The following is a 21,248-nucleotide window of genomic DNA, read 5'->3' as shown; positions in this document are numbered from 1 at the left end:
CGTCAGATACCCCCGGATTTCATCCGGGCTACAGCTCGCGCCTACGAGACGAATCAACCGCGCTCGACGGGGCTGGGGGTCAGCTCGAAGGGGCTGTTGCTGCGGCGCTGATTGCGGTCATCGCGCGGCGTGGCGCCGAAGAAGTTGCGGTAGGCGCTGGAGAAGTGCGGCCCCGAGGAGAACCCGCAGGACAGGCCAATCTGGATGATCGACTTGCTGGTCTGCATCAGCAATTGGCGCGCCTTGTTCAGGCGCAGCTCCAGGTAGTACTGGCTGGGCACACGATTGAGATACTGCTTGAAGATGCGCTCCAGCTGCCGACGCGACACGCACACGTGCTGGGCGATCTCGTCGGTGGTCAGCGGCTCCTCGATATTGGCCTCCATCAGCAGCACGGCCTGGGTCAGCTTCGGGTGGCTGGAGCCCAGGCGATTCTGCAACGGAATGCGCTGACGCTCACCGCCCTCGCGAATGCGCTCGACCACCAGTTCCTCGCTCACCGCACCAGCCAGTTCGGCACCGTGGTCGCGCGCCAGCAGCGCCAGCAGCAGATCGAGCACGGCCATGCCGCCGCAGGCGGTCAGGCGATCACGATCCCAGTCGAACAGATGGCTGGTGGCGATAACCTTGGGGAAGCGCTCGGAGAAATCATCCTGCCAACGCCAGTGCACCGCGGCGCGATAGCCATCGAGCAAACCAAGCTGGGCCAGCGGATAGACCCCGGCAGACAGCCCGCCAATCACGCAACCGCTACGCACCTGCTGCTTGAGCGCAGCCGCCAGGCCGGCGGACACCTGCGCTGGTGGCGCATCGGCAAGCAGGAACAGCTTGTCCAGCCCGTCCAGGTGCCCGGCCCAGGGCTCGCCCGGTAGACGCCAGTCACCGGCCGCCAGCGGCTCGGCCTGAAGGAACACCAGCTCGTACACAACTTCCGGATGCACCCGCTGGGCGACGCGCAAGGCCTCCTCCGCCAGAGACAGAGTCAAAGCCTTGGTGCCAGGCCAGTACAAAAAGCCAATTCGATGGGGGGTCATTAGTGTCTGTTCAAGGTCCGCTGTGCACCGGTTCAGTGCGCAGTCTAGCTTCTTATTATTTGAGACTACCGGAAAGGAACTGCTTGAGCCGCTCGGATTGCGGATTGGCCAGCACTTCCTTCGGGCAACCGCGCTCTTCCACCAACCCCTTGTGCAGGAACACCAGCTGATTCGACACCTCGCGGGCAAACCCCATCTCGTGGGTCACCACCACCATGGTGCGGCCTTCGGTGGCCAGGTCCTGCATCACCTTGAGCACTTCTCCGACCAACTCCGGGTCGAGTGCCGAAGTCGGCTCGTCGAACAGCATCACCTCCGGCTCCATCGCCAGAGCACGGGCAATGGCCACGCGCTGCTGCTCGCCACCGCTCATGTGCGCCGGGTAGGCATCCTTGCGATGCGCCACGCCAACCTTGGCCAGGTAGTGCTCGGCCTTGTCGCGGGCCTCGGCCTTGCTCACGCCGAGCACATGCACCGGCGCCTCCATCACGTTCTCCAGGGCGCTCATGTGCGACCACAGGTTGAAGTGCTGGAACACCATGGCCAGGCGCGAGCGCATGCGCTGCAACTGCCTGGCATCGGCGGCGCGCAACGAACCGTCCTTCGCTGGCACCAGCTTCAGCTCTTCACCGTTGAGCAGAATCTTGCCGGCATGCGGCTGCTCCAGCAGGTTCAGGCAGCGCAGGAAGGTGCTCTTGCCCGAGCCGCTGGAGCCGATGATGCTGATCACGTCGCCGGCCTTGGCCGCCATGGACACGCCCTTGATCACCTCATGGCTGCCGTAGCGCTTGTGCAGGTCCTGAACTTCGAGTTTGTACATGTTCGGGGTCTCTTGAATCGTCATGGCATCAGGCCTTGCGCGGCGCCAGGTAGGCCAGCCAGCGGCGTTCGGCCAGCTTGAACAGGCGCACCAGGATGAAGGTCAGCGCCAGGTAGAACAGGCCGGCAGTGAGGTAGGCTTCGAATGGCAGGTAGTACTGCGAGCTGACGGTCTTGGCAGCACCGGTGATGTCGATAAGGGTCACCACCGAGGCCAGGCTCGTGGTGTGCAGCATCATGATCACCTCGTTGCTGTACTGCGGCAGCGCGCGGCGCAACGCAGACGGCAGCAGGATGCGCCGATACAGTTTGCTGCGCGACATGCCCATGGCCTTGGCCCCCTCGATCTCGCCGTGCGGCGTGGACTTGAGACTGCCCGCTAGGATCTCAGCCGTGTAGGCACTGGTATTGATGGCGAAGGCCAGACAGGCACAGAAGGTGGCGCTGGACAGGTAAGGCCACATGAAACTCTCGCGCACGCTCTCGAACTGGGCCAGGCCGTAGTACAGCAGGTACAACTGCACCAGCATCGGCGTGCCACGGATCACATAGGTGTAGAGCCACGCCGGGAAGTTGATCAGTTTCTGCGTGGACACCCGCATGATCGCCAGCGGCACTGCCAGCAACAGGCCCACGGCCAGCGCAATGAGCAACAGCTTGAGGGTCACCAGCACGCCACCGAAATACAGCGGCAGGCTGTCGAGTACCACGTTGTAATCGAAAAGCATGGTCACTCCCTCAGAGCTCGGCGGCTTTCACGCCGACCGAATAGCGGCGCTCGAGATAGCGCAACACCAGCAGCGAGACACTGGTGATCGCCAGGTACACGGCTGCCGCCAGGAGGATGTAGGTGAATGGCTCGCGCGTCGCATCACCAGCGCTCTTGGCGCGGGCCATCATGTCCTGCAGGCCGACCAGGGAGATCAGCGCGGTGGCCTTGACCAGCACCAGCCAGTTGTTGGTCAGGCCGGGAATCGCCAGGCGGATCATCTGCGGCACGAGGATGCGCAAGAACACCCGCAGCGGGCTCATGCCATACGCCATGCCTGCCTCGCCCTGCCCCTTGGGGATGGCCATGAAGGCGCCGCGGAAGGTTTCCGACAGATAGGCACCGTAGATGAAGCCCAGCGTGCCGACACCCGCCACGAATGGATTGATATCGATGTAATCCTCATGCCCCAGCAGCGGGGCGATGCGGTTCACCAGGTCCTGACCGCCGAAGAAAATCAGCAGAATCAACACCAGTTCGGGAATACCGCGAATCACCGTGGCGTAGGTCTCGCCCATCAGGGCCAGCCATTTCACCGGTGACAGACGAAAAGCCGCACCGAGCAGGCCAAGCGCGACGGCGACCGCCATCGACAGCAGCGCCAACTGCACGGTAAGCCAGGCACCATCGAGAATGGTCGAGCCGTAGCCTTGAAGCATGCGCCAATACCTCTCAGGCACCGCGATGGCGCCGTATAGCACAAAGGAAAATGATGTCGCCCAAGCGGCGTACAACACCTGAACGCCAGTACAGGCGAACAGGCAGCTGCTCTACAGGATTAACCAAGAAAAAAGTGGCACAACCTCGGCAAAGGTTAGTGCCACTTCAATCTGCCTCGAAGCGTTTACTCGCCGTAAACGTCGAAGTCGAAGTACTTGTCCTGCACTTCCTTGTACTTGCCATTGGCGCGAATGGCCAGGATGGCGGCGCTGATCTTGTCGGCCAGTGCCTTGTCGCCCTTGCGCACGGCAATGCCCTGGCCTTCGCCGAAGTACTTCACGTCGGTGAAGTCCGGACCTACGAAGGCGAAGCCCTTGCCACCGTCGGTCTTGAGGAAACCGTCATCGATGTTCACCGAGTCGGCCAGGGTGGCGTCGAGGCGGCCGGACTGCATGTCCAGGAACACTTCGTTCTGCGAGCTGTAGCGCACGATTTCGGCACCGGCCGGAGCGAAGATGTCGGTGGCGTAACGGTCGTACACGGACGAGCGCTGCACGCCGATCTTCTTGCCTTTCAGGTCGACCAGCGGGTCCTTGAGCTCGGTACCGGCTTTCATCGCGAGCTTGGCCGGGGTGGCGTAGTACTTGCCGGTGAAGTCCACGGACTTCTTGCGATCTTCGGTGATCGACATGGACGACAGCACGGCGTCGAACTTGCGCACCTTCAGCGCCGGGATCAGACCGTCGAACTCCTGCTCGATCCACTTGCACTCGACCTTCATTTCTTCGCACAGGGCGTTGCCGATGTCGTAGTCGAAGCCGGCGATCTGACCATCGGGAGTCTTGAATGCGAAGGGTGGATAGGCCGCCTCGATGCCAATGCGCAGCGGCTTCTCGGCCAGCGCCAGGGGCGACATCAGGGACAGCGCCAGGGCGCCGAGCAGTGCGATCTTCTTCATTCTTTGCTCCTTCGAATTGGGTATGACATCGATGGCAGTGAGGGGCCCGGGCCTTTTATGGATTGTAGAAGGCGGTGCTGCGCTGTCGTGGTGGACAAGCGGCAAAGGGGCCTTGGCTGGGTGAGCGGCATTCTAGCGGCAGGCAATGAGGCGATATTTCCTCAATGCGACAACTAATTACAGAAGCGCTGGCTGCGCCGAGGGCAGATATTGACAGCTAGCAAAAGGAGTGATCAAGCAGAAAAAGGTAAACGGATATCTACAGCAATACTCAGGCCATAAATTACGAAACCGCCACAGCATGGGCGCTAGGGCCGTTTCACGGTTCCATTGAAAGTCATCATTGGCACCTTAGCGGGGCGCCGACGTTCCCGAACCGCCCAATCGGGTGCGCGTTGTTACCGCCAGGGCCGTCGGCTGTAGGTTTCGCCGTGCGCAGATAACAGGTCGTGCAACAGCCGTCGTCATTCCACGACAACCGTCATTCCCGCGCAGGTGGGAACCCAAGTGGCCCACACTTGGGCTCCCGCCTTTGTGGGAGTGGGAGTGGCGGGATTGCTTGCCAACAGATGCACCGGATCACTCGCCAGCACGCAGGCTCAGGCGCGCGATGACGCGGTTCTCCTCGGCGCGATCCAGCCCGGCTTCCTCGACGCGTATGCCCTGCCCTTCCAGCGCCTCGATCCAGCGCAACAACTGGGCGAACGCCGCCGGCTGCAGGTTGACCTGTACCGCACCAAAACCTTCGGCATCCAGGCGCTCGATCACCAGCCCCTGCTCGGCCGCAGTGGCCGCTACCACACCCTGCAGGCGTGCCGGGTCGATGCTGGCGCGTGGCTGCTGGTCAAGGCCCTGTACCTGCGGCGCACGGCTTTGCAGGTAGGCATACAGGGCGCGCTGCTCCTCGAACGCGGCGCGAGCGTCCTGTGCGTGGCGCTGCGCCGGCTGCCACAACGCCAGGTAGAACAGCACCAGCAACAGGAACACGCCCAGCGCCAACAGCGCCAGACGATCACGCGCCGGCAGTGTCTGCCAGCGCAGCGCCAATGGTGAACGCTGCCATTGCTGTTGCAGGCTTTCGCTCAGGCCCATCTTCGACATGCCGGTCATCCTCCTATCACCACGCGCGCGCTGACACCCTCCGCCTCGCGGCTGGCCGAGCCCATCTGCACGGACAGCCCCGAATCCTCCAGGCGCTCGCGCAAGCGTTCCAACTCGGCGAACCCGGGCGCCTGCAACTGCAGCGACAAATCGGCGCGAATCGCGCTGTAGTCGAGCTGGTTGACCTGCACCTGTGCAGCGCCATCGGCATTCAAAGCGGCAGCTACCTCGGCAAGCAATCCGAGTAGCGGGCTGTCACTGCGGGCAGACTGCGCCAGATGCTGATCGAACTGCGCACGCAGGTTGATCAGCTTGTTGTCCTGCGGAAACAGCTGGCGATACAGCGCCTCGCTGGACGCGGCGTAGGCATCGGCCTCACGCTGCAGGTACCAGCCCTGCGCCAGATTGAAGCCCCACTGCAAAACCAGACACAGCGCCAGCACCCCGGCCAGCGGGCGCCAGCGCAACCAACTCCCAGCACTCTGGCGCAATGCGAACGCGCCCTGCGCCAGGTCGACGCCACCGCCCTGTTGCACCAGCCATTGATGCGCCTCCGCCACTTGTTGCCGTTCATCGACCGGCTCGGGCAGCGCCTGGCCGGCCGGCGCTCGCGCGACGCAGGGTGGCGTGCAACGCCCTGCCAGCGCCGGCCAGTCATCACCTTGCAGGGCCAGACGCCAGGGCGCCTCGCCCCCCAGCAACCAACGCGAGTGTAGCCAGAGCAGTTGGCTGCCGTGGCGCGGCAGCAGGTCGGCGTCGACGCGGATGGCCTGTGGCGGCTGCGCGGCGAACAGCGCCAGGCATTCACGTAGCCAGGCGGCGCGCACGGCATAGACCCGATGTCGGCCATCGTCCAGGCGCTCGCCCAGGGCCAGATGCATCAGCTCGACGTCCTCGGCGAGCAGTTCCTCCACCGCGAACGGTAGCGCCTGGCGCATCCAGCGTGCCTTCTGCGTCGGCAATTGCACGGCGCATGCGGTAACGGCCTCCACCGGCAGCACCAGCTCCCAGTGCGCGGGCAAATCCGCCAGGGCCTCGGACAGGCTCAATGAGCGGCTGTCATCTGCCGCGACCCACTGCAAGGGCAGGTCCGCGGACAGTTCGTGGCACGCCTCGGGCGGCAGGAAAATCCATAGGGGTGTCATTCTTGTTCTTCCTCGATCGGCGCTGGCGGCATCCCGCCCTGCCCCAGGTCACGCGCCAGGACGCTGACCTGACCATCATTGCTGCGCTGCAACAGGCTGCGCAAGACCACGCGGCGCTCGCCCAGGCTGACCTCGCTGAACACCTCGAAATGCAGGCTGCCGACCGCCAGCCCCTGCGCCACCTGCTCACCCAACCCGGCCAGCGCAGGCTGCGCGGCAAAGGCTGCCGGGCTGGCGTAGCCATCGGCGCCCCGCGCGGCGATCAGCGCCAGCGCCGCATCCGGCGTCAAACCATCGGACAAACTGGAAAGCACCATGGCGCTGGCCGTGTTGACGTTGAGCAGCGCCTCGCTCGGCAGCGCGCTGACGAAGGGCAGCAAACGGCGATAGTCGGCCTCCTCCATCTCCAGCAACAGGCGCAACTCGGAGACGTCGGTGATCTCGCGGTTGGCCGCACGGTATGGCGGTGTCGCCAGCAGGTACTGGCCATCCTCCGCGCCATTGCTGCCCTGCAGTTCGCTGTCGCTATCGAGCCAGTCCAGCAGGCGCTCGGCATAAGGTTTGTCGATTCCCAGGCGCAGCAGCAAGCGACGTAGGCGCAGCACCGCCAACTCGTTGGGGCGCCCCTGGCGCACCAGGCTGTTGAGATTGAAACGCCCGCTGGGGTCGACAATACGCACACGCAGCTCGCCGCCCTCGTCCAGCGGGAACTTTAACGGCCTGGCCCAGGCTTCCAGTGAATGATCCACCGATTGACGCGGATCGCCGCGGCGCAGATCTCGTTCCAGTACCGCCTTGGCCAGGGTCTCGCCACCCAGTGCGTAGTGCCAGGCCTGGGTCACGTGTAACTGGTTGGCGCTGCTGCGGATCGACAGCTGCTGCCGGGCGATCAGCCCGGCGCAGACCACCGTGACCACGGCGACCACCAGCAGTACGGTGATCAGCGCTACGCCGCTCTGGCGCTTCATGACTGTGGCGCCTCGGCCGGATCGCCCGCACCGCTACGGTTCTGCACCGGCAGATCAGGCAGGCGTAGTAGGCGACGCAGCTCGCCATAGCGACGATGCTGCAGGCGCAGCTCCACCGCACGCGGCAGTTCGGTAAGCAGGCCATCGCCGGTCGCATTGGCCGGGGGCCAGTCGGGCTGCCACTGCCCGTCCTTGTCCAGGTAGCGCAGGCTCAGCGACTCGACGCCATCAAGCGCCTGCTGGATTTGCGGTGCGCTGTCCTGCGCGCGGTCCAGCACACGCCAATAACGCCGCTGCCATTGCTCGCCACTGAGCTGCCAGCGCACACGCTGCACCTCGGCTCGCGACTGGCCGAGCGGGTTGCGCCAGCCAGCACGGCTCAGCTCCAGCGCCGTGGCATCGGCCAGATCGCTGTGCAATGCCGGCTGGGCATCACCGAAGGCATCGCGAATTGGCCGCACCGTCACCTGGCGCAGATCGCGCTCGAAGGCTGACAGCGCACGGGTCAACTCACGCAACTGGCGCTCGTGCTCACGGGTGACGGCATCGGCGCTGAGTACGCTGTCGAGCATGCGGTAGGTGGCCAGCCCAAGCAGGGCGAAGATGGCGATAGCGATCAGCAGCTCCAGCAGGGTGAAGCCAGCCGAGGCTCGTGGTGCCGGTTTTTTTCGCGGCCAAGGCCGCTCCCACAGGGTGCGTCGCGTCATCATGGACTTCCGAGAAAGCCGCTGAGGCTGACCAGTGCCCGCTCACGCAGATCGCCGCTAGCGCCGCGCGCCTCAGCGGCGACCCAAAGCGTCACACGGCGCATGGCCGGCTCGCTGGTCGCCTGGATCTCGCTCTGCCAGAGCCAGCGACGCCCGGCGAACGCCACCTGGCCCTGGTCGCGGCCATCGGCCGGTTGCGTGTCGGCCAGCTGCAACTCGGTCAGGCGATTGTCGGCCACCCACATGGCCAGGGTCTTGTCTTCCAGCTGAGCGGCCGTACGTACGCTACGCGCACTGGCAGTCAGCACGCTGGCGGCGACCAGGGCGAAGATGGCCAGCGCCACCAGCACCTCGAGCAGCGTAAAACCGCGCGCGCCCTTCATCCAGCGCGCCCCACACCCAGCTCCTCGACACGCGGCAGGCCAAAGCCGTCGCTGGACAATTGCAGGCGCAAGCCATTGCGCCGCCGTTCGCCCAGACGCAGGCGAAACGGGGTCAGCTCGCCGCTGGAGAGAATCAGCAGCTGCGGCGCGCCCGTACTGCTCGTTGCCGGCAGAGCGAGCGCCTCGCCCTCGACCTCGAACGACAACTCGGCCCACTCCGGCAAGCGATGGGCCTGGCTATCGAGCGCCTGCCACTCGGCGCGCAGCGGGTCGTAACGCATCACCCGGTAGCCCTCACGGGTGAAGCTCAGGCCGTATTCGCGGTTGTCCAGCACCGCTTCGTCGACCAGCACGCCGATCAGCCCGCTGAGCCGCTCGGCCTCGCTACGCAACTCGCGCGACGGCCCGGCGATGCCGGTGCTGAACATCGCCAGGCCGATCAGGCTGCCGAGGATGACCAGCACCACCAGCAGCTCGATGAGGGTGAAACCGCGCTGACCAAGGTTTGTAGGAGCGAGCTCTGCTCGCGAACATGGGCGTTGTCGAACGCTTCGCTCGCGACACTCACTCCTACAGGCGAACGGCGACATGATCGGGTCAGAGATCCCAGTTGCCGATATCGGCGTTCAAGTCGCTGCCGCCCTGCTTGCCGTCAGCGCCGAGCGAGTAGAGATCGAAGGCACCCTTGGTGCCAGGCGCCAGGTATTGATAGGGATTGCCCCAAGGGTCGATCGGTAGGCGCTTGAGGTAGCCGTCCTTGTTCCAGTTCTTCGCCGGCGGGTTGCCGCTCGGCCTGTTCACCAGCGCCTCCAGCCCCTGCTGGGTGCTGGGGTAGTTGTGGTTGTCGAGCTTGTACATGTCCAGCGCCGCACCGATGGCGCGGATGTCGTTCTGCGCGGCGGTGACCTTGGCCTGATCCGGCCGGCTCATCACCTGCGGCACTACCAGTGCGGCGAGAATCCCGAGAATCACCACCACCACCATGATTTCGATAAGCGTGAAACCTGTCTGAGCTTTTCTCACCTGCTACCCCACCATTTGGTTCAACGAAAGAATCGGCAGCAGGATGGCCAGCACGATCACCAGCACCACTGCCCCCATGAAAACCAGCATGAACGGCTCGAACAATCCGACCAGCAAGGCGATCTGCGCGCTGAGGTCGTTTTCCTGGTTCTTCGCCGTGCGCGCCAACATCTGATCCAGCTCGCCGGAGCGTTCTCCGCTGGCGATCATGTGCAGCATCATCGGCGGAAACTGCCCCGTGGCCTCCAGCGACCGAGTCAGGCTGCCGCCCTCGCGCACTTTCTGCGCGGCCACCAGCACCTCGCCACGAATCACCCGGTTGCCGATCACCTCGCCGGCAATAGCCAGCGCCTCCACCAGCGGCACGCCGCTACGAGTGAGAATGGCCAGGGTCGAGGCAAAACGCGCGCAATCGGTGGCGCGGCCCAGCCGCCCGATCAGCGGCAGGCGCAGCAGCAAGCGGTGCCAGCGCAGGCGGAAGGCCTCGTCACGCAGCGCTGCGCGCAAGGCGATCACCGCCAATATCAGCGCGACCAGCGCAACCAGCCCCCAGGCCTTGACCCAGTCACTCAGGGCGATCAGCCCCCGGGTCAGCGCTGGCAATGTCTGCCCGGAATCGACGAACACCTTGACCACATCCGGCACCACATAACCGAGCAGGAAGCCGACGATCAGCAACGAGGCGCACATCAGGATCACTGGATAAAGCAGTGCAAGCTGTACCTTCTGCCGCGACTGCTGGCGCTGCTCGGTGTAATCGGCCAACTGTTCCAGCACCGGGCCAAGGTGCCCGGCGTGCTCACCCGCCGCCACGGTGGCGCGGTACAGCTCGGGGAAGGCGGCCGGGAATTCCTTGAGGCTGCCGGCCAGGCTGTGCCCTTCCAGCACGCGGGCACGCACCGCCAGCAACATGCCCTGGATACGCGAACTGGTGGATTGAGCGGCAGCGGCGCGCAGTGCTTCCTCGATGGGCAGCGCCGCCTGGATCAGCGTTGCCAACTGGCGGGTGACCAGGGCCAGATCGCGCGCCGACAGACCCCGAGCAAGACCCAGGCGCGCCCCGCCACTGCTCTGCTCGCGGCTGCGAGTGGCCTTGACCTCCAGCGGTGCCAACTGCCGCTCGCGCAACAACTGGCGCACCTGACGTGCGCTGTCGGCCTCGAGCACGCCCTTCTGCTGGCGGCCGCGCCCATCCAGGGCGATATATTCAAAGGCGGCCATGGCTAGCTCGTATATCCATTGAAGGTGGCCAAATCGGCAGCGGGTCGCCAATTCGCGGTCAAGACCGCTCCCACAGAGGGCATCGCAGACGCAAAACCGGTGATCCTCATCATTCTTCCCGCGTCACGCGCAGCACTTCCTCGACCGTGGTCACCCCTTCCAGCACCTTGCGCCGGCCATCGTCACGGATGCTCGGCCCCAAAGTGCGGGCATGACGAGTCATGTCCTGCTCGGAAGCGCGGCTGTGCACCAGAGTGCGCATGGTCTCGTCGAACACCACCAGCTCGTAGATGCCGGTACGCCCGCGATAGCCCTGTTGATGGCAATGGGCGCAGCCGCGGGCGTGATACAGGGTCGGAGGCGGGCTTGTCGGCACACCGAGCAACGCGCATTCGGCCGCGTCGGCCGGGTAAGGTTCCTTGCATGCCGGGCACAGCACGCGCACCAGACGCTGGGCCAGTACGCCCAGCAAGGAGGACGACAGCAGGAAGGGCTCCACGCCCATGTCCACCAGTCGGGTAATGGCGCCGATGGCGCTGTTGGTATGCAGGGTCGACAGCACCAGATGGCCGGTCAGCGAGGCCTGTACGGCGATCTCGGCGGTCTCCTTGTCACGAATCTCGCCGACCATCACCACGTCCGGGTCCTGGCGCAGGATGGCGCGCAAGCCACGGGCAAAGGTCATATCCACCTTGGTGTTGACCTGGGTCTGGCCGATGCCTTCGAGGTGATATTCGATCGGGTCTTCGACGGTGAGGATATTGCGCGTGTGGTCGTTGAGGCTGACCAGGCTGGCGTACAGCGTGGTGGTCTTGCCCGAACCGGTGGGCCCGGTGACCAACAGGATGCCGTGCGGCTTGCGCACGGTCTGCTCCATTAGCGCGCGATCCTCGCCGCGCATGCCCAGATGCTGCAACGACAGGCGCCCGGCCTGCTTGTCGAGCAGGCGCAACACCACCCGCTCGCCATTGGCCGACGGCAGCGTGGAGACGCGAATATCCACCTCGCGTCCGCCGACCTTGAGCGAGATGCGCCCATCCTGCGGCACGCGCTTCTCGGCGATATCCAGGCGCGCCATGACCTTGACCCGTGACACCAGCAAGGCGGCCAGCTCGCGCTGGGGTTCGAGCACCTCGCGCAGGATGCCGTCCACACGAAAGCGCACCACTAGGCGTTTCTCGAAGGTTTCCAGGTGGATATCGGAGGCGTTTTCCTTGATCGCTTCGCCGAGAATCGCGTTGATCAGGCGGATGATCGGCGCGTCGTCTTCCTGCTCCAGCAGGTCTTCGGTTTCCGGCACCTGATCGGCCAGCGAGGCCAGATCGAGGCTGCCGCCGATATCCTCGGCCAGCTGCATGGAAGCGGAATCGTGCTGATAGGCGGCGCCCAGCGCTTGGGCGAATTCGTGAGTGCCGAGCACCTGCAGCGGTAGACGGCGCCCGGCAAAACGCTGCGCTTCGGCCAATGCGACCAGGTCGCAGTCGGCGCGATGAGCCAGGCTGGCGCGGCCGTCATGCATGACGAACACCACGCCATGACGCTTGGCGAAGCTGAAGGGCAGGCGGCGCAGCGGAGTTTCGAGCAACGAAGCGTTCATGCGTGACCTTAGAGCAGAACCTTGTCCCGGTAGTACAGCCTAATCTGACTGCCTGGCCCAATGGGCCACCTCTGAGACGGTCTTCTTGTATGTTTTATTCGATTATCTTTAGCACATTGCCTAGATCTGCACACCCAACCTATTCTGAGGATGCCAAGCTTGCCCAGGCTGCTATGATCAGCGCGCGACGCCCCGGACCATAAGAAGAATTAAATCGTCGTTTGCGGAGTAACGCCTTTGCCCATCCCGGCCCTTTCCCAGCGCCTCAAGGACAATGCCCCAAGCCTGATCGGCATGCTCGTGCTGATCGCCCTGAGCGTCAGCCTGGCCTGGCAGAGCGCCGAATTGCTGCGCCTGGTGCGCGCCCCCGATCAGCCGCCCACCGCTCAGAGCGCACCCACACCCGAACAACGCGCCCAGGCGCCCATCGCCCAGCTGTTCGGTACACCACGCCAGGTCGACGGCGGCCCGCCACCGGCCACCAACCTGCAACTGACCCTGCTCGGCAGCTTCGTTCACAGTGACCCGCAGCGCTCCAGCGCGCTGATCCAGCGCCACGGTCAGAGCGCACAGCGCTATAGCGTCGGCATGGATGTGGACAACGGCGTGCGCCTGGACGCCGTGTATGCCGACCGCGTCGAGTTGCTGCGCAACGGCCGCCGTGAAAGCCTCACCTTCCCGCGCCAGCAAAGCGGCCAATACAGCTATACGCCACCGGTCGAAACCAGCCCCGACGACTCGCTGCAACAGCTCGATCAACTCGACCAAGACAACCTCGAACAACTGCGCCAGCGCATGCAAGAGCTGCGCGAACAGATGGAAGCCTCTGGCACCGCGCCTGAGGAAACGCCCGCCGAACAGCCCATGGAAAGCGACTGACCCGATGCATGTTCTCCGAAGCCGACTGACTCTTGCCCTCCTCGCCGCCGGCCTGGCCACTGCTCCCCTGCCCCTGCTCGCGCAGATCGAACAGGTTCCGGCCAGTGCCAATCAGCAGGAGGAAAGCTGGACCATCAACCTCAAAGGCGCCGACATTCGCGAATTCATCGACCAGATCGCCAGCATCACCGGGCAGACCTTCGTCGTCGATCCGCGCGTGAAGGGCCAGGTCAATGTGGTATCGAGCACGCCGCTGGGGCTGTCCGAGGTCTATCAGCTGTTCCTCTCGGTGATGGCCACCCATGGCTTCAGCGTGCTGACCCAGGGCGACCAGGCGCGCATCGTGCCCAACGCCGAAGCCAAGGCCGAAGCCGATGCCGGCCGCCCGGCGCCGGATCGCCTGGAAACCCGGCTGATTCAGGTGCAGCACGCGCCAGTGGCCGAGCTGATCCCGCTGATCCGCCCGCTGGTGCCGCAGTATGGCCACCTGGCGGCCGTCACCTCGTCCAATGCGCTGATCATCAGCGACCGCAGCGCCAACATCGCACGCATCGAAGACCTGATGCGCCAGCTCGACCAAAGCGGCGCACAGGACTTCAGCGTGGTTACCCTGCAGCACGCCTGGGTGATGGACGCCGCCGAAGTGCTAAACGCCTCCATCGCCCGCGGCCAGGCCAAGGGCACCAGCGCCACGCAGGTGGTGGCCGATGCCCGCACCAACCGCCTGATTCTGCTCGGCCCACCGGAGGCCCGCAGCAAACTGGCCGACCTCGCCCGTTCGCTGGACAGCCCTAGCAGCCGCTCGGCCAATACGCGAGTGATTCGCCTGCGCCACAACGACGCTAAATCCCTGGCCGAAACCCTCGGGGAAATCTCCGAAGGGCTGAAGACTCAGGAAGGCAGCGAAACCACCGGTCGACAGTCGAATATCCTCATCCGCGCCGACGAGAGCCTCAACGCCCTGGTGCTGCTGGCCGAGCCCGACCTGGTCGCGACCCTCGAAGACATCGTGCGTCAGCTTGACGTACCGCGCGCGCAGGTGATGGTCGAGGCTGCCATCGTCGAGGTCTCCGGCGACATCACCGATGCCCTCGGCGTGCAGTGGGCGGTGGACGCCCGCGGCCGGACAGGTGGCCTGGGCGGGGTGAATTTCGGCGGTACCGGCCTGTCGGTCGGCACCGTGCTGCAGATTCTGCAAAGCGGCGAGATACCCGAAAATACCACCCTGCCCGACGGTGCCATCATCGGTATCGGCAGTGACAGTTTCGGCGCACTGATCACAGCGCTGTCGGCCAACAGCAAGAGCAACCTGCTGTCCACGCCTAGCCTGCTGACCCTGGACAACCAGAAGGCAGAGATTCTGGTGGGGCAAAACGTACCCTTCCAGACCGGCTCCTACACCACCGATGCCTCGGGCGCCGGCAACCCCTTCACCACCATCGAGCGCAAGGATATCGGCGTGACCCTCAAGGTCACCCCGCATATCAACGAGGGCGCCACCCTGCGCCTGGAGATCGAGCAGGAAATCTCCTCCATCGCCCCCAGCACCGGGCTCAACGCCCAGGCGGTCGACCTGGTGACCAACAAGCGCTCGATCAAGAGCACCATCCTCGCCGACGACGGCCAGGTGATCGTGCTTGGCGGCCTGATTCAGGACGACGTCACCCAGGCCATCTCCAAGGTGCCGCTACTGGGCGATATCCCTCTGCTCGGCGGTCTGTTCCGCTCGACTCGCGACTCGCATATCAAGCGCAACCTGATGGTCTTCCTGCGGCCCACGGTAGTGCGTGATGGCGCCGGCCTGGCGGCGCTTTCCGGCAAGAAGTACAGCGATATCCGCATCATCGGCAATGGCGGCACCAACGACGGCCGCCCAAGCATCCTGCCCAGCCAGCCGAGCCAGCTGTTCGATGGTCAGGGCGTCCCGGCGGTGGATTTGCGGCGGTAGGGAACGAGTGAATCGTAGGGCGGGTGTAACCCGCCATTGCTGCCGTGGCGGGTTGCACCCGCCCTACGTATCGGATCGTGGAACGCCACGGACCGTGGGAGGCGCTTTAGCGGCGACAAGCTCTACAACAGTCGCGGCTAAAGCCGCTCCTACAAGGCAGTCAGCGGCTGGTCGCTGTTCTTCTGTAGGGCGGGTGAAACCCGCCAGAATGGCGCGTTGCGCACGCCCTACGTATCGGATCTTGGAGCGCCACGGACCGTGGGAGGCGCTTTAGCGGCGACGCTCTCAGCGGCGATCGCGGCTAAAGCCGCTCCTACAAGGCAGTCAGCGGCTGGTCGCTGTTCTTCTGTAGGAGCGAGCTCTGCTCGCGAAAAGCGCTTCGCGAGCAGAGCTCGCTCCTAAACGACAGGGTTTGATCAACCCAACGGCGGCGTACGCGGCGGCACCTGGCGCTTGTTGCCGGTCGACTCATAAGCCGCCGCCAGTTGCAGCAGTGCATTGTCATCGTAAGCACGGCCGGCAAAGGTCAGGCCCACCGGCATGCCGATATCGGCCATCACGCCCATCGGCACGGTGACGGTCGGTATGCCCTGGTGACGGATCGCCAGGTTGCCATTGGCGACCCACACGCCATTGCTCCAGGCGATATCGGCGGAAGCCGGGTTGACGTCGGCATCGGCCGGGCCCACATCGGCCACAGTGGGAAACAGCACAGCATCCAAGCCGAGTTGATCCATCCAGTCTTCCAGATCGATCTTGCGAATCTGCTCCAGGCCGCGCAGGCCATCGGGCAGCGTGGCGATCTGATCCCAGGGCTTGATGCCGCGCTTGGCCATGTTGACGTACTCGTCCATGCCCGCTGCCAGGTCGCCCTCGCGGTTCGGCAGCGTACCGGGGTCATGGGGGAAGATCTGCGGGCCATCGACATCGGCCAGGCGGTTGAGTTTCGGGTCGCCATTGGCGCGCAGGAAATCGTCGAAGGCCCAGCCGCTCAGTTCCCACAACTCGTCATGCAGGAACTCCGGGGTGACGATGCCGCGATTGAACACGGTCGGCGCGCCGGGGCGGTCACCCTCGCAGTTGGATACCAGCGGGAAATCCACCTCCACCACCTCGGCGCCCGCCGCTTCCAGTGCCTGACGCGCGGCTTCCCACAGGGCGATCACCGTCGGCCGGGTGTGGATACGCTGGCCAGTCGGCCCGCCGATACCGGGCGACTCGCTGGTGCCGGCTAACTCGTCCTTGTTGATGAACATCTTCGGCATGCCCAGGCGTTTGCCCTTGAGCGCGTCGGCCTTGGCGGCGAGCGCCAGGTAGGACTCGGGGCGCACATCGGAAGCCTTGGGGATCGGCACCCAGGGCTGCATGCGCCACAGGTCGCCACGGGTGTCCGGGTCATCGGCCACCACCACGTCGAGCACCTGCAGCAGATCGGCCATGGTGCGGGCGTAGGGCACTACCACGTCCATGGTCGGCGTCAGCGGCCAGTTGCCGCGCACCGAGATCACCCCACGCGACGGCGTGTAGGCACACAGGCCGTTGTTCGAGGCTGGGCCGCGCCCGCTGGACCAGGTTTCCTCGGCCAGGCCGAAGGCCGAGAAGCTGGCCGCGGTGGCCGTGCCGGCGCCGTTGGACGAGCCGGAGGCGAAGGGGGCAGTCAGGTAATCGGCACTGTAAGGGCTTTCAGCGCGGCCATACACGCCACGCTGCATGCCGCCATTGGCCATAGGCGGCATGTTGGTCTTGCCCAGGCAGATGGCACCGGCGGCGCGCAGGCGCTCGATGGTGAAGGCGTCGCGCTGGGCCACCAGATCCTTGAATGCCGGGCTGCCGGAAGCCGCTGTCAGGCCCTTGACCAGGTAGCTGTCCTTGGCGGTGTAAGGGATGCCATCGAGCGGACCGAGGGTTTCGCCACGGGCGCGGCGTGCATCGGAAGCCTCGGCTTCCTTCAGTGCCTCGGGATTGCGCACCACCACCGCATTGAGTTTGGTTGGCGTGTCCGGGCCATCGTAGGCATCGATACGCGCCAGGTAGGCCTTGACCAACTCGACCGCCGTGGCGCGGCCGGACTCCAGCGCGGCACGCAGCTCGGCGATGGAAACTTCGGTTACCTCGATCATGGTGTCATCACTCGCAGAGGACGGGCCGGCCGTCACCGGCCCCAAATACAAAAGCTGTACGTTTGCGCCGACGCCCACAGGCAGATCGAGCCGCGCAACTATGCGCCCGATGATACATGCCGCCGCGCCTTAGCAGCAGCCCGTCGCCGATGGTCAGGCGGCGCGCGACCCTATACAGTCTCGGCACGGCGCTACAGGTATTCGAAGGCTCATGACTCGCGAAGAACGCATCCAGCTGTGGGCGGTGTTGTCGGAGGTATTCGTCGACAACGAAATCGACTACGCCTGGATCGCTCGTCAGTTGCAAAGCTATGACCGCGCCATAGCGCAAGCAGCCTTCTACGAGGATGTCGCGCCCGCGTGCTACTCCAACCTGCTTGCGCCCATCCCACCCATCTGGACCGGCTTCGGCAGTACCTGGCTCAGCGAAACCATCGACAGCGCCCGCGCCGCTCGCGATAACTCGGCGCTGCGCCGTCTGCGCGACCGGCTCTTTGTCGCTTACTTGCGCCTGGCATTGAAGTCGCAATGGGCGAAGATCGAGCACGAGCTGGATCGCCTCTAGCCCTCCCGCCATCGCCTGCTATGTTTTCAGCTCCTGCATGCCAACCTCAGGAGGACGAGCATATGGATCGTTTCACCGGCGGCTGCCTTTGCGGCCAGGTACGTTTCGAAACCAGCGGCCAGCCTTATCGGGTCGGCGTCTGTCACTGCATGGATTGCCGCAAGCACCATGGCGCCCTCTTCCATACCTCGGCGATATTCCCGCAGGACGCGGTGAAGATAGAGGGCGAAACCGGCCAGTACGCCGGCCGCCACTTCTGTCCGCGCTGCGGCTCATCGGTGTTCGGGCGCTCGGCGGATGAAATCGAAGTGAATGTCGGCTCGCTGGACGAGCCGGACCGCTTCACTCCCACCTACGAACTCTGGACCATCCGCCGCGAGGCCTGGCTACCGCCCTTCCCCTTCAACCGCCGCTACCCGCGCGACCGCGAGGGCAGCACGCGCCACGAATGACCGCGCAGGCCTTATGTGTTCATCGCGCGCCGGCAAATCCAGCCGTGCATCAGCCCGGCCTGGAAGAACGGCGTCGGCGCCGTAAAACCGCCTGCCTGGATGATGCCGGCCACCTGCGGCGCCGGCAGCACCGCCACGTCGCGCGCATAGGCCGCACGCGCCCGCTCCAGCATCTGCGCGTCGACGCCGGCCGATGACATCAGCGTCATCCAGCCAGGCAGCAGCACCTCGTAGGCTGCTGAGTGGATGTCCGATGCCAGGTCGGCGTTGGCCAGCAGCCCGCCCGGCTTCAGGCGCTGAGCGATTTGGCCGAAGAAACCGGTACGCGCCTGCGCGTCGGTGAAAAACTGCGACACCAGAAAGCAGGTGGCAGCATCATAGGCCTGACCTGCCGCCAGGGTTTCCAGATACCCCTCGTGAAAGTCGCAACGATGGGCAAAGCCGCCGCGCTCCGCACGCTGACGGCACACCTGCAGCATCGCCCCGGACGGGTCGAGCGCGGTGAAGCGCCAACCGGGAAAACGCTCGGCCAGATGAGCGATCTCCGCACCGGTGCCGGCGCCTACGCAGAGAATCCGTGCGTCGGCCGGCAGAGCAACTAACAACGCATCGAGCAGCAAGTACAGCGCTTCGCGAATCGGTGCCATTCCTGCCCATTGCTGGTCGTAACCTGCCGCCTGCTGGTCGAACAGCGCCTTGATTTCCTCGTCACGCATGGCAAATCCTCCGTCGAATAATCGTCCTTACGCTCTCCAGTATCCCAGAGCTGTCAAGCCCTCCCCACCCGCCTGAAATGGAATCAGCCACAACGCGGGAATGAGCGATTTGCCAATGACGAATTCGTGGGCACTTTGCCAGAGCTTCGGGGGACTAACGGGCATGCCCACTCCCAGCGGACCCGATATGCAGAACCCGACCTTCGAACAGAAAGCCTTCATCCTGCTGCTCGTGCTGGTGACCGTCGCCTTCTTCTGGATCCTGCTGCCCTTCTATGGCGCGGTGTTCTGGGGCATGGTCCTCGCCGTGGTGTTCGCCCCGCTGCAGGAGCGCCTGATTCGCCGCACGGGTGGGCGCAGCAACCTGGCTGCCCTGCTGACATCGATCATCTGCCTGCTGGTGGCGATTCTGCCGGTGATCTTCATCACCTCAGCCGTGGTCGCCGAAGGCGCGTCTCTCTATCAGAAGCTGGAGTCCGGCGAACTGGACATCGGCAGCTACGTCACCAGTGCCATCCAGATGTTGCCGCCGTCGATACAGGAACAGCTCGACCGCGTCGGGGTGAGCGACCTGGACGGCCTGCGCGAAAAAATCTCCGATGGCGCCTTGGTCGGCAGTCAGTATCTGGCGACCAAGGTTTTCGCCATCGGCCAGGGCACGTTCGAGTTCTTCATCGACTTCTTCGTCATGCTGTACCTGCTGTTCTTCCTGCTGCGCGACGGCAAGCAGCTGGTGCGCAAAATTCGCACCGCTATTCCTTTAGCTGATACGACCAAACGCCGCCTGCAGATCAAATTCACCCGCGTGGTGCGCGCCACGGTCAAGGGCAACGTGGTGGTCGCCGCGATACAGGGCGCACTTGGTGGCTTGATCTTCTGGGTGCTGGGCATCTACAGCCCGCTGCTGTGGGGCGTGCTGATGGCCTTCCTGTCGCTGCTGCCGGCAGCCGGGGCCGGCATCATCTGGGCGCCGGTGGCCATCTACCTGATGTTCAGCGGCAGCCTGTTGCAAGGCGTTGTCCTTACCCTGTTCGGCGTGCTGGTAATCGGCCTGGTGGACAATATCCTACGCCCCATCCTGGTCGGCAAGGACACCCGTATGCCCGACTACCTGATCCTTATTTCCACCCTCGGTGGCCTGGCCCTGCTGGGCCTCAACGGCTTCGTGATCGGTCCGCTGGTGGCGGCTTTGTTCGTGTCGAGCTGGAATCTGTTCAGCGCGAAGAAAAAGGTCAGGTTGCCGGACTGAGGCAAACTGAAACCACCGAGGAACAGCCCTGCGCACGATCCTCCGAGGGGCGTGCGCTGCGCCAGCGGGCGGGCAGGCGCAGCGCATGCCCGCTGGCTGGTCAGCCAGCCGTCACCGTCATGCCGCCATCGACCATGACCACGGCGCCAACCATGAAACTCGCCCGCTCGGACGCCAGGAAGGCAACCACTTCGGCAATCTCCTGCGGCTGAGCCGCACGACCGATCGGCGCGTTCTCGCCGTGCTGGGCCAGAAACGCCGGACCGTCTTCCACCACATCGTTGAGGATGTTGGTCACAACGTCCCCCGAGCCGACGGCATTCACCCGAATGCCATGCTCAATGGCCTCAAGCGCCAGCGTGCGAGTCAGCTGGGCCAGCGCCCCCTTCGAAGCGGCGTAGGCAGCGATGGTGGGAAAGGCGAAGTAAGAGGCATAGGAGGCGATATTGACGATGGCGCCTGCCTTGTTCGGCATCATCACTTTCATCGCCTCGCGGCAATGCAGAAAGGCGGCGGTGGCGTTGACGGCCTGAATGCGCTCCCAATCCTGTCGGGTCATTTCCACCAGCGCCTTGTTGATGATGATGCCCGCATTGTTCACCAGGATATCGAGCCGACCGAAGCGCTCGACCGCCAGCGTCACCGCACGCTCGGCGGCGCCGTCCTCGGTGATGTCCGCCACCAGCGGCACAAGCCCCGGCTGGGCCAGTTCTTCCACGGCAGGATCGATATCCTCGGCGATGACCCTAGCTCCGCGAGCATGCAGCAAAAGCGCGGTAGCCCTGCCGATACCGCTGGCAGCGCCCGTGATCAGGGCAACTTTACCCTCGACTTCCTGGGTGGTGATGTTCTTGATGTCAGCCATGGTGATTCCTCCTCATTCAGCGAAACTAGAGTTTCGCCAGCAAGCACACAGGGTGCGTTAGAAGACGGT

Annotated in this window: 22 protein-coding genes; 5 read left to right on the top strand and 17 right to left on the bottom strand. The window is 64.6% G+C overall.

Features of this window, described 5'->3' with window-relative positions; translation table 11 throughout:
* Nucleotides 1–53: 53 nt before the first annotated feature.
* From argR to gspE, 14 genes are all read right to left on the bottom strand, one after another.
* On the bottom strand, nt 54–1,034 hold the full coding sequence (gene argR / locus B3P22_RS13615; protein WP_296271337.1) for a transcriptional regulator ArgR: 981 nt from the start codon (nt 1,032–1,034) through the stop codon (nt 54–56).
* A 55-nt stretch (nt 1,035–1,089) separates the two neighbouring features.
* Nucleotides 1,090–1,854 carry an ABC transporter ATP-binding protein gene (locus tag B3P22_RS13610; RefSeq protein ID WP_296271348.1) on the bottom strand — a complete coding sequence of 255 codons (765 nt, stop codon included), beginning with the start codon at nt 1,852–1,854 and terminating at the stop codon, nt 1,090–1,092.
* 28 nt (nt 1,855–1,882) lie between these two features.
* Nucleotides 1,883–2,581 (bottom strand): ABC transporter permease, encoded by a 699-nt coding sequence (locus tag B3P22_RS13605; RefSeq protein WP_296271336.1) that lies wholly within the window; start codon nt 2,579–2,581, stop codon nt 1,883–1,885.
* 10 nt (nt 2,582–2,591) lie between these two features.
* Nucleotides 2,592–3,281: an ABC transporter permease gene (locus B3P22_RS13600; RefSeq protein WP_197855871.1), complete on the bottom strand. Its 690-nt coding sequence runs from the start codon at nt 3,279–3,281 to the stop codon at nt 2,592–2,594.
* Nucleotides 3,282–3,466: 185 nt separating this feature from the next.
* A complete protein-coding gene (locus tag B3P22_RS13595) occupies nt 3,467–4,240 on the bottom strand; it encodes an ABC transporter substrate-binding protein (RefSeq protein WP_197855872.1) in 774 nt (257 codons plus the stop codon).
* Between the two features lie 579 nt (nt 4,241–4,819).
* Nucleotides 4,820–5,341: a type II secretion system protein M gene (locus tag B3P22_RS13590; protein WP_419096435.1), complete on the bottom strand. Its 522-nt coding sequence runs from the start codon at nt 5,339–5,341 to the stop codon at nt 4,820–4,822.
* 5 nt (nt 5,342–5,346) lie between these two features.
* Nucleotides 5,347–6,486, bottom strand: coding sequence for a type II secretion system protein GspL (gene gspL / locus B3P22_RS13585; RefSeq protein ID WP_296271334.1), 1,140 nt, complete (start codon nt 6,484–6,486; stop codon nt 5,347–5,349).
* Complete coding sequence (gene gspK, locus B3P22_RS13580) at nt 6,483–7,454, bottom strand: type II secretion system minor pseudopilin GspK (protein WP_296271333.1); 972 nt, start codon at nt 7,452–7,454, stop codon at nt 6,483–6,485. The genes gspL and gspK overlap by 4 nt, the downstream gene beginning before the upstream one ends.
* The gene (gene gspJ, locus B3P22_RS13575; protein ID WP_296271332.1) at nt 7,451–8,161 is read right to left on the bottom strand and encodes a type II secretion system minor pseudopilin GspJ; all 711 of its coding nucleotides are present in this window, start codon (nt 8,159–8,161) and stop codon (nt 7,451–7,453) included. Before gspJ ends, gspK begins: the two co-directional genes overlap by 4 nt.
* On the bottom strand, nt 8,161–8,544 hold the full coding sequence (gene gspI / locus B3P22_RS13570; protein WP_296271331.1) for a type II secretion system minor pseudopilin GspI: 384 nt from the start codon (nt 8,542–8,544) through the stop codon (nt 8,161–8,163). The genes gspJ and gspI overlap by 1 nt, the downstream gene beginning before the upstream one ends.
* A complete protein-coding gene (gene gspH, locus B3P22_RS13565; RefSeq protein WP_419096434.1) occupies nt 8,541–9,011 on the bottom strand; it encodes a type II secretion system minor pseudopilin GspH in 471 nt (156 codons plus the stop codon). Before gspH ends, gspI begins: the two co-directional genes overlap by 4 nt.
* Before the next feature lie 130 nt (nt 9,012–9,141).
* Nucleotides 9,142–9,567, bottom strand: a complete 426-nt coding sequence (gspG, locus tag B3P22_RS13560; RefSeq protein WP_197855879.1) for a type II secretion system major pseudopilin GspG — start codon at nt 9,565–9,567, stop codon at nt 9,142–9,144.
* Between the two features lie 3 nt (nt 9,568–9,570).
* A complete protein-coding gene (gene xcpS, locus B3P22_RS13555) occupies nt 9,571–10,788 on the bottom strand; it encodes a GspF family T2SS innner membrane protein variant XcpS (protein ID WP_296271330.1) in 1,218 nt (405 codons plus the stop codon).
* Between the two features lie 109 nt (nt 10,789–10,897).
* Nucleotides 10,898–12,385, bottom strand: coding sequence for a type II secretion system ATPase GspE (gene gspE, locus B3P22_RS13550; RefSeq protein WP_296271329.1), 1,488 nt, complete (start codon nt 12,383–12,385; stop codon nt 10,898–10,900).
* Between the two features lie 237 nt (nt 12,386–12,622).
* Here gspE and B3P22_RS13545 point away from each other — a divergent pair, with 237 nt between their 5' ends.
* Both B3P22_RS13545 and gspD read left to right on the top strand, forming a co-directional pair.
* A complete protein-coding gene (locus tag B3P22_RS13545; RefSeq protein ID WP_296271328.1) occupies nt 12,623–13,264 on the top strand; it encodes a type II secretion system protein N in 642 nt (213 codons plus the stop codon).
* 4 nt (nt 13,265–13,268) lie between these two features.
* Nucleotides 13,269–15,212, top strand: a complete 1,944-nt coding sequence (gene gspD, locus B3P22_RS13540; RefSeq protein WP_296271327.1) for a type II secretion system secretin GspD — start codon at nt 13,269–13,271, stop codon at nt 15,210–15,212.
* Nucleotides 15,213–15,628: 416 nt separating this feature from the next.
* Here the strand turns inward: gspD and B3P22_RS13535 are convergent, their stop codons facing one another.
* Entirely contained in the window at nt 15,629–17,332 is a 1,704-nt protein-coding gene (locus B3P22_RS13535) for an amidase (RefSeq protein WP_296271326.1), read from the bottom strand.
* Between the two features lie 211 nt (nt 17,333–17,543).
* On the opposite strand from B3P22_RS13535, the gene B3P22_RS13530 reads away from it, so the two are divergent.
* Together B3P22_RS13530 and B3P22_RS13525 are read left to right on the top strand one after the other, a co-directional pair.
* A complete protein-coding gene (locus B3P22_RS13530) occupies nt 17,544–17,897 on the top strand; it encodes a DUF7079 family protein (RefSeq protein ID WP_296271325.1) in 354 nt (117 codons plus the stop codon).
* A gap of 62 nt (nt 17,898–17,959) precedes the next feature.
* Nucleotides 17,960–18,349 (top strand): GFA family protein, encoded by a 390-nt coding sequence (locus B3P22_RS13525; protein ID WP_296271324.1) that lies wholly within the window; start codon nt 17,960–17,962, stop codon nt 18,347–18,349.
* An 11-nt stretch (nt 18,350–18,360) separates the two neighbouring features.
* Here the strand turns inward: B3P22_RS13525 and B3P22_RS13520 are convergent, their stop codons facing one another.
* A complete protein-coding gene (locus B3P22_RS13520) occupies nt 18,361–19,065 on the bottom strand; it encodes a class I SAM-dependent methyltransferase (RefSeq protein WP_296271323.1) in 705 nt (234 codons plus the stop codon).
* 187 nt (nt 19,066–19,252) lie between these two features.
* Here B3P22_RS13520 and B3P22_RS13515 point away from each other — a divergent pair, with 187 nt between their 5' ends.
* On the top strand, nt 19,253–20,314 hold the full coding sequence (locus tag B3P22_RS13515) for an AI-2E family transporter (RefSeq protein WP_275545327.1): 1,062 nt from the start codon (nt 19,253–19,255) through the stop codon (nt 20,312–20,314).
* 100 nt (nt 20,315–20,414) lie between these two features.
* On the opposite strand, the gene B3P22_RS13510 is transcribed toward B3P22_RS13515, so the two are convergent.
* Nucleotides 20,415–21,179 carry an SDR family NAD(P)-dependent oxidoreductase gene (locus B3P22_RS13510; RefSeq protein ID WP_197855888.1) on the bottom strand — a complete coding sequence of 255 codons (765 nt, stop codon included), beginning with the start codon at nt 21,177–21,179 and terminating at the stop codon, nt 20,415–20,417.
* Nucleotides 21,180–21,248: the final 69 nt, after the last annotated feature.

This window comes from Pseudomonas sp. UBA6323, assembly GCF_002439135.1.
Classification (GTDB): domain Bacteria; phylum Pseudomonadota; class Gammaproteobacteria; order Pseudomonadales; family Pseudomonadaceae; genus Aquipseudomonas.
The sequence above is the reverse complement of the archived record's forward strand: the minus strand, read 5'-3'. Positions and strand labels throughout refer to the sequence as shown.

Coding starts and splice junctions, on each gene's coding strand:
- argR (WP_296271337.1), bottom strand. CDS start 1,034: ATGACCCCCCATCGAATTGGCTTTTTGTACTGGCCTGGCACCAAGGCT.
- B3P22_RS13610 (WP_296271348.1), bottom strand. CDS start 1,854: ATGTACAAACTCGAAGTTCAGGACCTGCACAAGCGCTACGGCAGCCAT.
- B3P22_RS13605 (WP_296271336.1), bottom strand. CDS start 2,581: ATGCTTTTCGATTACAACGTGGTACTCGACAGCCTGCCGCTGTATTTC.
- B3P22_RS13600 (WP_197855871.1), bottom strand. CDS start 3,281: ATGCTTCAAGGCTACGGCTCGACCATTCTCGATGGTGCCTGGCTTACC.
- B3P22_RS13595 (WP_197855872.1), bottom strand. CDS start 4,240: ATGAAGAAGATCGCACTGCTCGGCGCCCTGGCGCTGTCCCTGATGTCG.
- B3P22_RS13590 (WP_419096435.1), bottom strand. CDS start 5,341: ATGTCGAAGATGGGCCTGAGCGAAAGCCTGCAACAGCAATGGCAGCGT.
- gspL (WP_296271334.1), bottom strand. CDS start 6,486: ATGACACCCCTATGGATTTTCCTGCCGCCCGAGGCGTGCCACGAACTG.
- gspK (WP_296271333.1), bottom strand. CDS start 7,454: ATGAAGCGCCAGAGCGGCGTAGCGCTGATCACCGTACTGCTGGTGGTC.
- gspJ (WP_296271332.1), bottom strand. CDS start 8,161: ATGACGCGACGCACCCTGTGGGAGCGGCCTTGGCCGCGAAAAAAACCG.
- gspI (WP_296271331.1), bottom strand. CDS start 8,544: ATGAAGGGCGCGCGCGGTTTTACGCTGCTCGAGGTGCTGGTGGCGCTG.
- xcpS (WP_296271330.1), bottom strand. CDS start 10,788: ATGGCCGCCTTTGAATATATCGCCCTGGATGGGCGCGGCCGCCAGCAG.
- gspE (WP_296271329.1), bottom strand. CDS start 12,385: ATGAACGCTTCGTTGCTCGAAACTCCGCTGCGCCGCCTGCCCTTCAGC.
- gspD (WP_296271327.1), top strand. CDS start 13,269: ATGCATGTTCTCCGAAGCCGACTGACTCTTGCCCTCCTCGCCGCCGGC.
- B3P22_RS13535 (WP_296271326.1), bottom strand. CDS start 17,332: ATGATCGAGGTAACCGAAGTTTCCATCGCCGAGCTGCGTGCCGCGCTG.
- B3P22_RS13530 (WP_296271325.1), top strand. CDS start 17,544: ATGACTCGCGAAGAACGCATCCAGCTGTGGGCGGTGTTGTCGGAGGTA.
- B3P22_RS13525 (WP_296271324.1), top strand. CDS start 17,960: ATGGATCGTTTCACCGGCGGCTGCCTTTGCGGCCAGGTACGTTTCGAA.
- B3P22_RS13520 (WP_296271323.1), bottom strand. CDS start 19,065: ATGCGTGACGAGGAAATCAAGGCGCTGTTCGACCAGCAGGCGGCAGGT.
- B3P22_RS13515 (WP_275545327.1), top strand. CDS start 19,253: ATGCAGAACCCGACCTTCGAACAGAAAGCCTTCATCCTGCTGCTCGTG.
- B3P22_RS13510 (WP_197855888.1), bottom strand. CDS start 21,179: ATGGCTGACATCAAGAACATCACCACCCAGGAAGTCGAGGGTAAAGTT.